The sequence below is a fragment of the Caulobacter sp. genome, from assembly GCF_017744445.1.
In the GTDB taxonomy this organism is placed as follows: Bacteria; Pseudomonadota; Alphaproteobacteria; order Caulobacterales; family Caulobacteraceae; genus Caulobacter.
In genome coordinates, this window is the sequence record NZ_JAGIBH010000006.1 from 12,080 (window position 1) to 27,435 (window position 15,356).

Consider the following 15,356-nt stretch of genomic DNA (forward strand, 5'->3'; position numbering starts at 1 on the left):
CATGCCATCGCTGAATGGCCCTGCGCCGTCCTGGATGACGACGCAGTGGTTCAACACGCCTGTACCCCTAACCCTGGAGAGCCTGCGCGGCAAGGCCGTCGCGCTGTACGCCTTCCAGATGCTGTGCCCGGGATGCGTCAGCCACGCGCTGCCCCAGGCCCAGCGCCTGCGCGAGGCCTTCCCCGCCGAGGACCTGGCGGTGGTCGGCCTGCACAGCGTCTTCGAGCACCACGAGGCCAACAGCCCCGCCACGCTCGAGGCCTTCCTGCACGAGTACCGGATCAAGTTCCCGGTCGGCATCGACGCCGCCGGCATCGACGATCCGATCCCTCGGACCATGTCGGCCTATCGCATGCGCGGCACCCCGACCCTGGTGCTGATCGACGCCGAGGGTCGGCTGCGCCGCCAGGTGTTCGGCCATGCGCCGGACCTGAATGTCGGAGCCGAGATCACCCGCATCCTGCAATCCAAAGCCCCTGCCGACGACTGCGCCAGCGGCGTCTGCGCCATTCCCCAGACCTAGAGAAGGAGACTAACCATGACCCGTGTGAACCTGATCGACCCGGCCGCTGCCGGCGCCGACGTCAAGCCGGCCCTCGACCAGATCAAGGGCGCGTTCGGCGTCGTGCCGAACATGTTCAAGGCCGTCGCCAATTCGCCGGCGGCTCTCAGCAGCATGTGGAGCGCGTTCGGCGCCTTGGGCGGCGGCAAGCTGGGCGCGCGCCTGGGCGAGGAGATCGCCGTGGCCATCGCCAACGCCAACGCTTGCGAATACTGCCTGGCCGCCCACACCGCCCTGGGCCGCCGCGCCGGCGCCTCGGCCGACGAGATGGCCGCCGCCCAGGTCGGGACCTCGGCGGATCCGCGCACCCAGGCGGCCCTGACCTTCGCCCTGAAGGTGGTCCGCGACCGCGCGGCGATCTCGGAAGGCGATGTCGCGGCGCTGAAGGCCGCCGGCTTCGATGACGAGGGCGTGGTCGAGATCATCGCTCACGTGGCGCTGAACCTCTTCACCAACTACGTCAATGTCGCCCTGGACGTGCCGGTGGACTTCCCCGGTGTGCGCCTCAAGTCCGCCGCCTAAGGCGGGCCCAGACGATCACCACGAGCGGGACCGCCAGGCCGATCCACGAGACCCAGTCGTTGAGGCCGTCGCCCAGCAGGGCGGCGACCAGGCCGATCAGGCTGACGACGGCGATCGCGATCGGGGCGGCCCAGACGCGGCGGAAGGGGCTCATGACGCCTCTCCGCCGCGACGCTTGGAGAGCCACAGATAGAGGCCGGTGACCAGCACCACGATGGTCACCACGTCCAGCAGCGCCCACAGGATCTTCAGCGGCAGGCCGCCATAGTCGCCGAAGTGCAGGGGCTGTGACAGCAGCAGCGCCTGGGCGTACCAGGGCATGCGGCGCATGGCGGTGAGCTGGCCTGTCTCGGCGTCGATCAGCGCCGGGGTCAGCAGTTTCTCGGTGGCCGGCGTCTCGCCTTGCATGAAGACGGCATAGTGGTGGTTGCTCGAAAACGAGCCGCCCGGGAACGCCACGAACTGCACCCGCATGCCCGGCGCGGCGGCTTGAGCGGTGGCCACGGCCTTGCCGATCGAGCTGAGATGCGTCGGGACGGGCTTGCCCTTGTAGGGCGCGGTCATGGCGGCCAGTTCGTTGGCCTTCCAGACCTGGATGATCGGTTCGGACAGGGTGTTGATGACGCCCGTCAGGCCCACGACGATGACCCAGGCCGCCGTCACGACGCCCAGTAGGTTGTGATAGTCCAACCACTTTAGACGGCTCGAGCGCGAGACGCGCACCGTGCCGAAATCCAGCTTGCGCATGAAGGGCGGGTAGACGACCAGGCCCGAGACGATGGCGGCCGTGAATAGCAGCCCCATGAAGCCCAGGAACAGCAGGCCCGGCAGCCCCAGGAACATGTCCTTGTGGATGCGTAGGATGACGTCCATCACCCCGCCCGCCGCGCCGCCGGGGGCCAGGATCTTGCCCGTGGTCAGGTCGATCGACGCGAAGTGCATCTGGCTCTCGGGCGCGTCTGGGCGAGGGCCGCTGGTGACGTTCACGACCGGCCGGTCGATGTCGAAGCTCATGAACAGGCCGACCTCGCCGGGGCGCGCCTTCAGCGCGGTGTCCAGCACCTCGTCCAGGGTCGCGAGACGCTGACCGGGCTGGGCGACGATCTTCGGCTCATGGTTCAGCGCCCCGTCGATCTCGTCGTGGAAGACCAGCGGCAGGCCGGTGACGCAAAGCATCAGCAGGAACGCCGTGCAGATCAGGCTGGTCCACTTGTGGATCAGCGTCCAGGCGCGGACGGTCTTGGGCGTCATCGAGAACTCGAGCGAATGAGAAGCGTTCGCGTAGCGGTTCCGATGGCGCGGAGCAAGGTGGCGCGTCCCCGGTTCGGCGGGCAGGCCTCGCCGGGGACGCCCGCGCCGGCCCCAAGAGGAGAGCCCGAGGCGGCGCTGAGTTGTGCGGCGTCAAAGGGGAGGAAGACGCTGCTGATTAATTCCTATTCATTTGATGGGGATTAATCGAGGCAGATTTTCTGGAGGCGGTTTCAGCCTAGCCGGGACCGCCGCCGGGGCTCTGGAAGTCGAAGCCCGGATCCTTGCGAGACTTGCCGGTTCCGAAGGTCCAGGCCAGGCCCACGCGAACCCAGCGGGCGTCGACGTCGCGGACGACCAGGCTCTTCAGCGTCGGGGTGTCGATCACCTGCTTGTCGCGGAACAGGCCGAAGGCGTCCTGCACCGTGACCACCAGAGACAGCCGGTCGTCGATCTTGCGGCGATAACCCAGGTCGATGCCGATGGCGGGCAGGGCGTAGCCCTGGGCGGTCAGGCGCTTGCCGCTGATGAAGCCGTTCATCTGCAAGAGGTCCTTGGGCGTGGCCTGCCAGTTCAGGCTGCCGCGTCCCTGGACAGTGACCATCGAACGCGTGCCGGGGATGCCCAGGTTCGAACCGTCCAGCTCGGCCCAGAAGGTGTTGCTGCTGATATTGTAGGTCACTTTGGAGGTCAGCTTGCCATTCAGGACGAGCTCCAGACCGCCGTTGCGGGTCTGGGAGACATTGGCCTTGGTGGTGACGAACACCCCGCCGCCCATGTCGGTGACGACGTCCGACACCACCTTGTCGTTCTCACGATAGTACAGGGTGGCCAGGGCCGTCAGCGGGGCCTTGCGATACTGCCAGCCCAGCTCGAACGAATGGGTCTGCTGGGGTTTGAGGTTCGGATTGCCGATCCGGTAGTTCAGCGGGTCCAGCATGAACGGCACCGGGTTCAGGTCGAACGGGCCGGGGCGTTGCAGGCGCTGGCTGTAGCTGGCGGTCAGCTTCTGGCGGTCGGTCAGCGGGTACGACACGTGCAGGCTGGGCATCAGCCTGGTGGTGTCGTTGTCGGTCTTCACGCCGGCGGCGGTCAGATCCAGCTTCGACTGCTCGTAGCGCAGGCCGGCCAGCAGGGTCAGCTTGGCCAGCGGCCGCTCGTAGGTGACATAGGCCTGGCTGAGTTGCTGCTCGTAGAAGAACCGGCTGGTCAGGCCCGGATCGACCACGAGGTTTGACAGGCTGGTCCCGCGCAGGCCGACATTGTCGTAGCCGTTGTCGTCGAACTGCAGGTCGAAGCCGACCTTCAGCGTCTGGCCCGGACCCATGGGCCGGACATAGTCGCCCTTCAGGTCGGTCTGGCGGGTGTCGTAGCCCAGCCGCTGCTGGTCCCAGGTGCTGGAGGCGGTGGGCAGCACGGTCGCGGTGTGGCCGGTGCGCGTGCGGTTGTCGTCCACGACGTCGTAGCTGAGCTTCAACGACAGCTCGTGGCCGTCGCCGTCGAACTTCTTCTTCAGGTTCGTGCTGAGGGCGGCGTTGTCGCGGGTCTGGCGGATGGTCAGGTCGCGATGGAAGGCCTGGGTCAGGGCGCCCAGGCCGTCGCGGCGGGTGGTGTCGGCGGCGGCGTCCAGGCCCAGCTTGAAGCGGCTGAGACGCGCCTCGCCGCCGATCCGCAGCTTGTCGGAGATGTCGTAGTCGACCGTGCCCTGGCTGGTCAGGCTGCGGAAGTCGAAGCTGGTCTTGCCTTGGGTCTCGTTGTCCAGATTGGCCTGCTGGCGGCGCTCATAGTCGGCCTGGCTGGCCGGGTCGCGGCGCCAGTTGATGTCGCCGGCCGCCGACAGCTTGCCGCTGTTGTAGCCGATATTGGCGCTGGCCCCGCTGCGGCCCGCGTCGCCGGCGGTCAGGCGCAGGCCGCTGGTGCGACCGGCGCCCTTGGCCTTCTTGGTGATCAGGTTGATGACCCCGCCCGTGCCGTCGGCGCGGAACTCGGCCGAGGGGTTGGTGATCACCTCGACGCGGTCGATGCGCTCGGCCGGCATCTGCTGCAGCGCCTGGCCTCGGCCCTCACCCTGGAACAGGCCCGAGGGCTTGCCGTCGATCAGGATGGTGACGTTGGGATCGCCGCGCAGGCTGACATTGCCCTGCACGTCGACCTCGACCGACGGCAGGTTCCTCAAGGCGTCCGAGACCGAGCCGGTCTGGGCGGTCAGGTCATTGGCGACGCTGTAGCTGCGGCGGTCGATCGAGGTGCGCACGGCAGGCGCGTCGGCGGTGACGGTCACCGCGCTGACGCCATTGGCGGGCTCGGCCGGCTTTTGCGGCGGCGGAGCGGGCGTGGTGGCTTGCGCGGCGACGACCGCGGCCCAGACGAGGCCGATATGCACTGATGGATCCCCCAAACGGCCGCGAGGCGCGGCGACCGGCGAAGGATCGCTTTCAGGTCAGGTGAACTACAAGTGTACTTTCCGTAATGCGACGAAAGCCTACTTGTGGCCGCTCAACTCGGCTCCGGCGTCCTTGTCGAAGCGGCGGTTCCAGATCGTGGCCGAGGCGGAGATCGCGGTGACCACCAGGAAGGCGACGGTGAAGTCCAACAGCTGCGGATTGGCGTGGCCGCCGGCCAGCATGCCGACATGCAGCGCCGCCGCCCCCGCGCAGACGCCCATCGACAGCATCAGCTGCTGGAAGGTGGCGTAGAAGCTGGTCGCCGCGCTCATCCGCTCGGGCGGGATCTCGTCATAGGCGATGGTGTTGTAGGCGGTGAACTGGAACGACATGCAGAACCCGCTGGCCATCAGGGTCAGGAAGATCAGCGGGATCGGCCAGCCGGGCCGGAAGAAGCCGCACAGGGCGTAGCCGACGCTGGCGGCCAGTCCGGCGACGATCATGCTGTCGCGAAAGCCGAAGCGGCGCAGCAGGCGTGGCGCCAGGCTCTTCATGGCTAGCGAGCCGATGGCTCCGGCGATGGTGATCGTGCCGCTGACCGCCGCGCTCATGCCGAAACCCAGCTGCAGCATCAGCGGGATCAGGAACGGCTGGGCGCCCTGGGTGATGCGGGTCAGAGAGCCACCGATCACCGACAGCCGGAACGAGGGGACCTGCATCAGGGTCAGGTCAAGGATCGGCGCGGCGTGTCTGCGGGCGTGGCGGATGTAGAGCGCGCCGGCGACAACGCCGATGGCGATCAGCATCAAGGCGTTGGTCAGCTCGCCGCTGCGGCTGGTCATCTCGAAGCCGAACAGCAGGCAGCCCAGTGACATGCCCGACAGCAGGAAGCCCGGAATGTCGGTACGCTTAGGCGTCTCGCCGCGCACCTCGTCGATAAACAGGGTGACCAAAACGAGGCCCAGCAGACCGATCGGGATGTTCAGGTAAAAGATCCAGCGCCAGTCCAGATAGGTGACGATGAAGCCACCGATCGGCGGGCCGATGATTGGGCCGATCAGGGCCGGCATGATCAGCCACGAGGTCGCCGAGACCATGTCCTGCTTGGCCACCGAGCGCAGCAAAACCAGGCGCCCGATCGGGATCATCATCGCTCCGCCCATGCCTTGCAGGAAGCGGGCGAGGATCAGGAACGGCAGGTTGGTCGCCTGGCCGCACAGGGTCGAGCCGGCCACGAAGATGATGATGGCCAGGCGAAAGACGGTCTTGGCCCCGAAGCGGTCGGCCAGGCGTCCGCTGGCGGGGATGAACACGGCCAGGGCCAGCAGATAGGCGGTCAGGGCCGAGCTGAGGTTGGTGGCTGGGACGCCGAAGTCGCGGGCCATGGTCGGCAGGGCGGTCGCCAGCACGGTGGCGTCCATCTGCTCCATGAAGAGGGCGCAGGCGATGATCATCGCCACGATGCGGTAGTCGCGGGCCTTGGGGGCTTCGGCAGTCGCGGTCTCGGGCGAGACGGTCACGCCGTCGGCGGCGGGGACGATGCCGTCGCGGATCTCGGAATTGATCGACGCCAGACCGCGCCGACGAAACTTCACCATAGGAACTCGACGAGCTGCGACGTTCCTCCCTGGCGGTGAGATAGGCCCTCCGCGCACGGAGGGCCACCCACTAAACGGCCGATCTGGGTTTCAGCGTCGTGGCCGCCAGCAGCGCGGCCGTGGCTAGCAGACTGGCGTCGATGATCCAGCCCACCGGGTCGGCCATGCTGCCGAAATGGAAGCCGGCATGGGCCAGGGCGACCAGGGTCAGCAGGCCGGCGGCGATGCGGCGCAGGGCGATCGAGATGCCGGCCGGCGTCCCGACGATGGCCGAGGCGCAGGCCGCCAGGGTCGCCAGGCCCCAGACCGCGACGGGCGGCGTCGGCGGCGACAGCACCGCGACCAGGGCCGAGAAGGCGTAGGCCACGGGCTGGCTCCAGACGAAGGCGATCCAGATCCGCTCCCAGCGCGGCGCCGGACGACCCTTGTCGCGGCGGCGTGCCAGCCAGATGGCGACGCCGCTGGAGGTCACCGCCGTCAGGCCCAGGCCCAGCAGCAGATAGGCGACCTTCACCGGCCAGCCGCCGAACCAGCCGAAGTGCAGCGGGGTCATGGTCGACAGCACACGCATGCCGACCGAGCCGCTCTCGTAGCCGACCTCGCCCAGGATCTTGCCGGCCCCGTCGACGACCACGGTCTCGCCGCGCGACAGGCGGCCGTCGTGCACGACATTGACGCTGGCGTGCTGGCCCATCTCGGTCGGGTGCTCGATGTAGAGATAGTTCACGCGGCCTTCGGGGTAGCGGGCCTTCAGCGTCGTCAGGGCGGCCTCGACATTGAACGGCTGGGCCGCCGGGCGCGGGTCGTCCTTGACCTGGGGACCCGTGAACAGGGCGTAGGCTTTGCTGGTGTCGCCCTTGAAGGTGGCCAGGGCCAGCACGCCGACGATGATCACGGTCAGCCCTAGGAAGGCGCCGGTCAGCGAGACCACCAGGTGGAACGGCAGGCCCCACACCGAGATGCGGTTGTGCAGGTCGGCTTCCTGCAGGCGCTTGGAGCCGCCCCAGCGAAACGCGAAGGCGTCCTTGAACACGCGCGGATGCGACAGCACGCCCGAGACCAGCGAGGACAGCAAAGCGACGCCCGTCAGGCCGACGATGAAGCCACCCCAGGCGCGCGGCAGGTGCAGCACGGTGTGCAGCTCGGCCTGGAACGTCATCCAGGGCGTCTGCTGCTCGGCCACGACCTTGCCGGACGCGTCGGCGAACCAGGTGTGCTCGCCGCCCTTGGCGTCGTCGCCGTGGACCGACAGGCGCGGATAGGCCGGCTCGGGCAGGCGGACGAACAGGTCGTGGGCCTTGGGGTTCTTGGCCAGCACCTCACGGAAGGCCGCGTCGGCGGCCTGGGGCGTGACGTCGTGCAGGACGGGCCCGGCGGGCTGTTCCCAGCGGCCGAACTCCTGCGTGAAGACGGCGATCGAGCCCGAAAAGCAGACCAAATAGATCAGCGCCGCGAAGGCCAGGCCCAGGGCCGAGTGGCCGGCCAGCATGGCGCGGACGAACTCGGCGGGCACCTTGGGCCAGATCGGCTTGCCGGCGACCTTCGTCTTGGCCGGAGCGGCGGTTGTACCGTCCATCACAGCGCTCCCTTCAGGAAGGCCGCGCCCAAGGTGACGACCGAGACGCCGGCCAGCACGGCGAAGGCGCGCAGGATCTTGTCGTCCGACAGGGTCCAGGCCATGCCGCCGGCCCACAGGAACGGAACCATCAGCCCGCCAATGACCATGCGGCTCTGGATCTGGCCCGGCGCGCAGATGGCCACGGCCAGGCCGCAGCCCAGGGCCGCGACGCCCGCCAGCGGACCGGCGAGAAAGCCGCGCAGCCAGCCGCGCCAGACGACGCGGCGACGGTCCGAGGGTTCGGGCGCCAGCTCGCGCAGAGCCTTCTTCTTGGCGTTGCGGCGCTCGACGCCGGCGGCGACCAGGATCAGCGCGACGGTCGAGCCGATCGACAGCATGACGAACGGACCTCGCGCGGGCCCCATCAGCGGGACCGAGGCGGCGATGGCGACGGCCAGCAGGCCCCAGCCGCCGAGGATGAAACGAGGCCGGTTCGGGCCGGGCTCGTCCCAGGCCTTCTTCAGCAGAAACGCCCCCGCCAACGGCAGGGGCGCGAGGGCCAGGCTCCAGAGCGGGCTCACCAGCGGGTCTCCAGGGTCACGCCCAGGATGCGCGGCTCGCTGAGCAGGGCGATGTGGGCGTCGTCGCGATTGTACTGGCTGTAGGTGGCGTTCAGCAGGTTCTTGGCGAAGACATAGGCGCCCCAGTGCTCGCGTTCGTAGCCAAGGCGGGCGTTGAACAGCAGGCGGGCCTTCACCAGCGCCTCCTGGGCCTGGCTGATGTCGGCCTGCGAGAACGAGTCGCTGCGGTAGTTGCCGTCCAGGTGGGCCAGCACGCCGTTGTCCCAGCGGTAGTCGGCGCCGGCCGCCAGCGTCCAGTGCGGGGCATAGGGGAATTCCGAGCCCGACAGGTTTGTCGTGGCCGTGCCCGCATTGACCGTGAAGTCGTCGAACTTGGTCTTGGTGTGGCCCGCCGAGGCGTACCAGGACAGCTGCGGCGTGACGCGCTGGTTCACCTCGACCTCGAAGCCGTACAGGTGCGACTTGCCGGCGTTCTTGACCTCGTAGTCATAGGCGTTGAGGCCCATGTTGACGGTGACCTGCTGGTCCTTCCAGTCGGTGTAGAAGGCGTTGGCGTTGACCGTCAGGGTCCCGTCCAGCCAGGCGGTGCGCAGCGAGGCCTCGTAGTTCCAGGTGTATTCCGGATCATAGGCCGCCACCGACGAGCGCGCGGCGTTGACCGTCGACCCGCCCGAGCGATAGCCGCGCTGGGCGACCAGGCTGGTGTTGATGTCCGGCGTCCACTCGTATTTGACGCCGACCTTGGGCAGGAAGGCGTTGAACTTGCGAGTGCCCGTGGGCGCGGACGAGTTGGCCTGGGCGACCATGCCGGCCACGAAGGCGTTCACCTGGACCACATAGGGCGCGTAGGCGCCGAAGGCGGCGGGCGTCGGATAGGTCCCGGCGAAGCGCGCCGTCTGCACAGTGCTGCTGGTGTTCTCTTCGTGGTCGTAGCGGAAGCCGCCCAGCACCGAGAGCTTGTCGGTCAGCGCGAAGCTGGCGTCGGCGAAGATGGCGCTGGTGTCGATCACTGAGGGCTGGTCGCCGGTATAGTCGACCGGCACCACCGGCAGAGCGGCGATGTAGAGGTTGGCGAAGGCATTGGCCTGGGCCGCGGCGCCGGCCTGCTGCGCGGGCGTCGGCGAAGGCGTGCCGGCCAGCAGGGTCGAGGTCAGGACGCTGACCAGGGTGGCGCGCGGGAACGGCACGTTGGTCAGGCTGACCGAATAGTCCCGGGCGTCGCGCCGGGCTTGATACAGGCCGACCAGGCCCTTCAGCCGCTCGCCCTCATAGTTCAGCCGCAGCTCCAGCGAGGTGGTGTCGTTGCGCTGGCTGCGGGTGCCGTACGAGCTGCGGACCGGCAGGTAGTCGAAGTCGACCGTAGCGTCGCTGGCGACGGCGTTGAACGAGGCGATGGCGTTCAGGGTCAGCTTGTCGGTGAACGCGTAGGACGCGTCCAGCGTCAGGATGTCCGACTTGGTCTTGGTGCGGCTGGGATCGCCCGAGGTGTCGATGCGGTGGTCGTAGTAGTCGGGGCGATCGGTGCGCGCATAGGTGAACAGATACGCCCCGTCGCGGTCGTTGTGGGCGTAGGCTAGCATCGCCCGCAGGTTCGGCGCGGCGGTGGGCGTGAACAGCAGCTTGCCGCGGACATACAGGTTGTCGACCGCGTCCATGTCCTGCTTCAGGGTCGGATTGTAGATGAAGCCGTCGCTCTTCTTCTTCTCGGCGGCCAGGCGGAAGGCCAACTGGTCCTGGACGATCGGACCGCTGAGCGCCAGCGCCACGCTGCGCTCGTCGCCGCTGGCGTAGCCGACGCGGGCGCGGCCCTGGAAGGTCTGGGTCGGGTTGGCCGAGGTGATGATCACCGCGCCGGCCAGCGAGTTGCGGCCTTGCAGGGTCGACTGCGGACCGCGCAGCACCTCCACCTGGCCGATGTCCCACAGGTCCAGCGGACCTCCGTAGCTGGCTTCCACCGGCAGGGCCGCGCCGTCGACATAGATGGTGGCCAGGCCACCAGTCCCGCCGCCCGAGACGTTGCTGTTGGACACGCCCCGGATCGTGAAGCCGGTCTTGCCGTAGGTCTCGCTCATGTTCGCCGTGCCGGCGACCACGTCGTAGAAGTTCCGGATGTTCTCGCGCTCGATCTTGGCGGCGGTGGTGACGGCCACGCTGGTGACGGTCTGCTGCAGTCCCCGGTTGGTCTTTTCGCCGGTGACGATGACGGCCTCGACGGCATTGGCCTGATCGTCAACGGGCGGGGCGGTCTCGGCCGCGTGGACCCCTTGCGCCATAACCAGAACGCCCAGCGCGCTCGCCGCCAACCACATCCGCTTCATCGATAACCCCCGCCACAAAACTGATGGGAGGGCGCTTACGTGCTCATGATTATGCGAGTCAATCTCAATTACGAAAATGACCTGACGTAAGCGCGCCAGAACCGGCGGGCGAGCGCGGCGGCGCTCTTAGGTCGCGCGGCGCAGGAAGCGGCCGGCGCGCTGCGGCGTCGGCCCGCCGTCCGACCAGGCCAGTACGCCATTGACGAAGACATGGGCGATGCCGCGCGCCGCCTGGGTCGGGGCCTCATAGGTGGCCAGGTCCAGGATGGTCGCCGCGTCGAACACGGTGATGTCGGCCTTCATGCCCACGGCGATGCGGCCGCGGTCCTTGAGGCGGAAGGTCTCGGCGGCCAGGCCGGTCATCTTGTGCACGGCGGCCTCCAGGCTCATCAGGCCCAGGTCGCGGGCATAGTGGCCCAGCACGCGCGGGAAGGCCCCCCACAGGCGCGGGTGGGGCAGGGTGTCGTGCGGCAGGCCATCCGAGCCGACCATGCAGCAGGCGTGGCTGAGGATGGCCTGCATGTCGCGCTCGGCCATCTGGAAGTAGCTGGCGCCGCCGGGCTGCAGCCGCTCGGCCGCCTCGGGCTGGCTCAGGCCCCATTCCTCGGCGATCGACTTGAGGGTGCGGCCGCCCATATCGGGATGCGGCTCGGACCAGTTGATCAGGATCTCGACCTCGCCGTCGGCCAAGTCGGGGCGGATGATCGTCGAGCCGGCCGTGTAGGGGTAGCAATCCAGATAGACCGGCTGCTTCTGGCGGGTCTGGTCGATCAGGCCCAGGGTCTCGGCCGCGCGGCCCCAGTTGCGCACGCCGGCGCACTTGTGGTGCGACAGGATCAGCGGGGCGGGGCCACGCTCTGTTCCCCCTTGGGCGACCTCGAAGGCCTCCTTCAGCGCTTCGATGATGCCCTCACGCTCGTCGCGGATGTGGGCGGTGTAGACACCGTCGGCCTTGGCGACCGTGTGGGCCAGGCCTTGCAGTTCCGCGACATCGGCCGCCTGGGCCGGGGCGTAGAAGACGCCGGAGCTGAGGCCCAGGGCGCCTTCGTCCAGGGCGTCCTGCAGCAGGGCGTCCATGTGCGCGCGCTGATCGGCGTCGGCGGGGCGCTCCAGGTCGTCCATCGCCACGACCCGCAGGGCCGAATGGCCGACCAGGGCGGCGACATTGACGCGCGGCACGGCCGCTTCCACCGCCCGGCGGTAGTCGGCGAAGGTGTCGTATGCGAAGTCCTCGCGCGCGCCCAAGAGGTTGAAGGGCTCGGCGACGGCATCGTCGAAGCGCAGCAGCGGCGCCGAGATCCCGCAGTTGCCGGCCACCACCGTGGTGACGCCCTGGCTGATCTTGGGCGTCATGTCTGGCTGAGTGATGCAGATCAGGTCGTCGTGCGTATGCACGTCGATGAAGCCGGGGGCGACGACCAGGCCGGTGACGTCGACGATCTCGCGCGCCTCAATCGCCAGGTCCGGGCCGATGGCGACGATGACGTCGTCCTTGATCGCCACGTCGGCCGCGAAGGCCTCGCCGCCGCCGCCGTCGATGACCAGGCCGTTCTTGAGGAGGATGTCGGCGGTGATGCTGTCTGTGACCATGATACGCGTCAAAAGAACGTCTTGAGGCCGCCCAGGACGGCGTAGTCGTCATCGACCTCCAGCAGCAGCGACCACTTGTCGAAGGTCGTGCACGGGTGGGAGATCTCGAAGCCCAACAGGTCGCCGACCTTGAGGTCCGCGTCGGGCGGGACGGACAGGAAGCCGTGCTGGTCGGCCAGCTTCTCGACGGTGACGTCGGGGGCGGGCTGGGGCGCGGCGTGCAGGCCCTCGCGGAACCACTTGCGGGCCATGGGCAGGTGGATGTCGAACGACACGTCGCGCTTGCCCATCATGACCATGGCCAGGTTCGGCTGCGGGCGCGAGATGACCCGGGTCCAGACCTCTAGCGCGGGCTTCAGGCGCGGCGGTTCGCCGATCACGCTGCGATCGTCCATGCGGGCCAGAAGCTCGCGATAGAAGCCGCTGTCGTGGGTGACGTAGCAGCCGCTGCGCAGCACGGGCACGGCGCCGGGCGTATCGCCAGCCAAGGCGCGGGCGACGAGGTCGTAATAGGCCGAGCCGCCGGCGGTCAGGATGACCTCGTCCGGATCGGCGAAGAGAGCCTCGGCGCGCAGTTGGTCGTAGAAGCCCTGTAGCCCGCCCAGATAGGCGTCGACGTCGGTCGCGTCCTGCTTGGCATGGTCGGTGAAGATCAGGCCTTCATAACCCTCGACGCCGTGCAGTTCGACGCGCGGCAGGTCGCGGACCAGGCGGGCCAGGGCCAGACCCTCGTCCAGGGTGCGCACGCCGCAGCGGCCGTCGGCCATGCCCAGCTCGATCAGCAGGCGCGCGGGCGGGGCGTCCGGGAAGCGGGCGAAGACGTCCGAGATGGCGCGGGCGCCGCCCTCGCTATCGATCAGGACGTAGCAGGGGCGGTCGGGCGCGGCGGCGGTCAGGCGCGCCAGGCCCTCGATCTCGGCCCGGCCCACCAGCTGGTTGGCCAGGATGATGCGTGGCGCGCCCAGGTCGTGACACAGCTTCAGCTGGGTTATGGTCGCCACCGTCAGCCCCCAGGCGCCGCCGTCCAACTGGCGCCGCAGAAGCTGCGGGCACATGGTGGTCTTGGCGTGGGGGGCGAGCTTGGCGCCGGCCTTGTCGACATAGGCCTGCATGACGGCGAGGTTGTTCTCCAGCGCCGAGCGCTTGAGCACCGCCGCCGGGACCGGCACGTCGCCGGCCAGCAGGTTGAGGCCGGCGTGGGCCAGGTCGCCGACCGTCCGGATCGAACCATCCAGCGAAATGGCCTTGGTTCCCGGCGCGAGTTCCAGCTTGTCGATGTCCCCCAGCACCACGTCCGCCCTCTAGGCTTGCGGCTTCAGGGCGACGACTTCGATCTCGACCTTGGCGTCGATCATCAGCGGCGACTGCACGCAGGCGCGGGCCGGGAAACCCTCTGCGAAATAGCTGGCGTAGACGCGGTTGAAGGCGTGGAAGTCACGGGCGTCGTCCAGCCAGATGTTGGCCTTCACCACGTCCTTCAGGGTGCAGCCGGCCTTTTCCAGGATGGCGATGACATTCTGGATGGTCTTGTGGGTCTGCGGGACGATGCCGCCTTCGACCACGACGCCGTTCTCGTCCATGGCCACCTGGCCCGACACGAACACGAACCCGTTGGCGATCGTCGCCTGGCAGAAGGGCAGGGTCTGGCCGCCAGTTCCGGTGGCCGTGGCCCCGATGCGTTCGATCGACAAGAGAACCTCCAGAAGCTTGCGAAACACGCGCTGTTGCGATCGCAAGAGCCACTATGGATGTAGTGGTGTCAACGAAAATGTAGTGAAACTTTCATTTGATCTATCATTCAGCCGTCAAACACGATTGCCGACCCACATCGGCGCCACTATCTGTTGCGGTGCGACGCGAAACAGTCCGAAGATGTGGCCTGTGGGGTGCCCGTGGGGTGTAAGGGGAATGACGGGATGAGCAGCCAGCCTGCAGCGCCGACCGATGGCGGCGACATCCTCCCGCGGCTCGAGTCGATGATGGAGGCGATGACGCGCTCCGATCTTAAGATCGCCAAGCTGATCCTGAAGTCGCCCAACGAATTCGTCCGCTCCAGCGTCCGCTCCGTCGCCACCGATCTAGGCCTGTCCGAGCCCACCGTCCTGCGCTTCTGCCGCACCGTCGGGTGCGAGGGCTTCAAGGACCTGAAGTTCCGGCTGATCCAGGAACTGGCCCTGGCTCAGGCCATGACCGACCAGCGCGAGCGGGCCACGCGTCCGGCCCCCGCGCCGCGCCGTCCCGACCCCGCCGCGCGCAATCTGGCGGCCGGCGACGAGGCGGTCGGCGACCGCGTCTTCGACACCATCATCGAGGCCCTGAGCCGCACCCGCGACACCCTGGTCGAGAAGGACCTGGAGGCCGCCGCCGCGGCCGTCGCGCGGGCCGGGCGGGTGGTGATCTATGGCATCGGCGGCAGCTCGGCGGCCCTGGCCACCGAGATCCACAACCGCCTGTTCCGCCTGGACGTGCCGGCCATGGTATTTACCGACGGCTACGCCCAGCGCATGTCTGCGGCGATCCTGTCCGAGGGCGACGTGGCGCTGTTCCTGTCCTCCACCGGCCGCCCGCGCGAGCTGCAGGAGAGCATGGAGCTGGCCAAGTACTACAAGGCCGTCTGCATCGCGATCACCGACGGCGAGTCGCCCCTGGGCCGCGACGCCGACATCTGCCTGCACGTGGGCCTGGCCGCTTCGGGCGTGGAGGAGTTCCAGCCCAATCCGATGCGGTTCGCGCAGCTCTTCGTGATCGACCGCCTGGCCTATGCCGTGGCGGTGGCGTTGGGCGACCGCGCGCACCAGATGCTGCGCCGGGCGCGGGGGAGTGTGGCGTGGCTGCACGGCATCGCGCCGCGGCAGCCGATCGGGGACTAAGATCTCTGAACTCGCACTAAATTCCTCGTCATCCCGGGCGGCGTAGCCGACCCGGGACCCAGGGGCCAGCGCACTGCGGCTGTCCTGGGTCCCGGCTCTCCGCTTCGCTGCGGCCGGGATGACGA

At 68.4% G+C, this 15,356-nt stretch carries 13 protein-coding genes; 3 read left to right on the forward strand and 10 right to left on the reverse strand.

The window, feature by feature from the left end; translation table 11 throughout:
• Position 1: 1 nt before the first annotated feature.
• On the forward strand, positions 2-523 hold the full coding sequence (locus tag J7528_RS10065) for a redoxin domain-containing protein (RefSeq protein ID WP_291873535.1): 522 nt from the start codon (positions 2-4) through the stop codon (positions 521-523).
• Between the two features lie 15 nt (positions 524-538).
• Positions 539-1,084, forward strand: coding sequence for a peroxidase-related enzyme (locus J7528_RS10070; protein WP_291873537.1), 546 nt, complete (start codon positions 539-541; stop codon positions 1,082-1,084).
• Here the strand turns inward: J7528_RS10070 and J7528_RS10075 are convergent.
• From J7528_RS10075 to J7528_RS10120, 10 genes are all read right to left on the reverse strand, one after another.
• Entirely contained in the window at positions 1,068-1,238 is a 171-nt protein-coding gene (locus J7528_RS10075) for a hypothetical protein (protein ID WP_291873541.1), read from the reverse strand. The two genes, J7528_RS10070 and J7528_RS10075, sit on opposite strands and share 17 nt — an antisense overlap.
• On the reverse strand, positions 1,235-2,335 hold the full coding sequence (locus J7528_RS10080) for a PepSY domain-containing protein (protein ID WP_291873544.1): 1,101 nt from the start codon (positions 2,333-2,335) through the stop codon (positions 1,235-1,237). Before J7528_RS10080 ends, J7528_RS10075 begins: the two co-directional genes overlap by 4 nt.
• Positions 2,336-2,570: 235 nt before the next feature.
• Positions 2,571-4,715: an outer membrane beta-barrel family protein gene (locus J7528_RS10085; RefSeq protein WP_291873547.1), complete on the reverse strand. Its 2,145-nt coding sequence runs from the start codon at positions 4,713-4,715 to the stop codon at positions 2,571-2,573.
• A gap of 99 nt (positions 4,716-4,814) precedes the next feature.
• Positions 4,815-6,314 carry an MFS transporter gene (locus J7528_RS10090; protein ID WP_291873550.1) on the reverse strand — a complete coding sequence of 500 codons (1,500 nt, stop codon included), beginning with the start codon at positions 6,312-6,314 and terminating at the stop codon, positions 4,815-4,817.
• Between the two features lie 70 nt (positions 6,315-6,384).
• Positions 6,385-7,890, reverse strand: coding sequence for a PepSY-associated TM helix domain-containing protein (locus J7528_RS10095; RefSeq protein ID WP_291873553.1), 1,506 nt, complete (start codon positions 7,888-7,890; stop codon positions 6,385-6,387).
• Entirely contained in the window at positions 7,890-8,453 is a 564-nt protein-coding gene (locus J7528_RS10100; RefSeq protein WP_291873556.1) for a hypothetical protein, read from the reverse strand. Before J7528_RS10100 ends, J7528_RS10095 begins: the two co-directional genes overlap by 1 nt.
• The gene (locus J7528_RS10105; RefSeq protein ID WP_291873558.1) at positions 8,450-10,726 is read right to left on the reverse strand and encodes a TonB-dependent receptor; all 2,277 of its coding nucleotides are present in this window, start codon (positions 10,724-10,726) and stop codon (positions 8,450-8,452) included. The genes J7528_RS10100 and J7528_RS10105 overlap by 4 nt, the downstream gene beginning before the upstream one ends.
• A gap of 171 nt (positions 10,727-10,897) precedes the next feature.
• Positions 10,898-12,361, reverse strand: coding sequence for a D-aminoacylase (locus tag J7528_RS10110; protein WP_291873561.1), 1,464 nt, complete (start codon positions 12,359-12,361; stop codon positions 10,898-10,900).
• 8 nt (positions 12,362-12,369) lie between these two features.
• Positions 12,370-13,653, reverse strand: coding sequence for an alanine racemase (locus J7528_RS10115; RefSeq protein ID WP_291873563.1), 1,284 nt, complete (start codon positions 13,651-13,653; stop codon positions 12,370-12,372).
• 9 nt (positions 13,654-13,662) lie between these two features.
• Positions 13,663-14,052 carry a RidA family protein gene (locus J7528_RS10120; RefSeq protein ID WP_291873566.1) on the reverse strand — a complete coding sequence of 130 codons (390 nt, stop codon included), beginning with the start codon at positions 14,050-14,052 and terminating at the stop codon, positions 13,663-13,665.
• A 225-nt stretch (positions 14,053-14,277) separates the two neighbouring features.
• On the opposite strand from J7528_RS10120, the gene J7528_RS10125 reads away from it, so the two are divergent.
• Positions 14,278-15,231, forward strand: a complete 954-nt coding sequence (locus J7528_RS10125; RefSeq protein WP_291873569.1) for a MurR/RpiR family transcriptional regulator — start codon at positions 14,278-14,280, stop codon at positions 15,229-15,231.
• Positions 15,232-15,356: the final 125 nt, after the last annotated feature.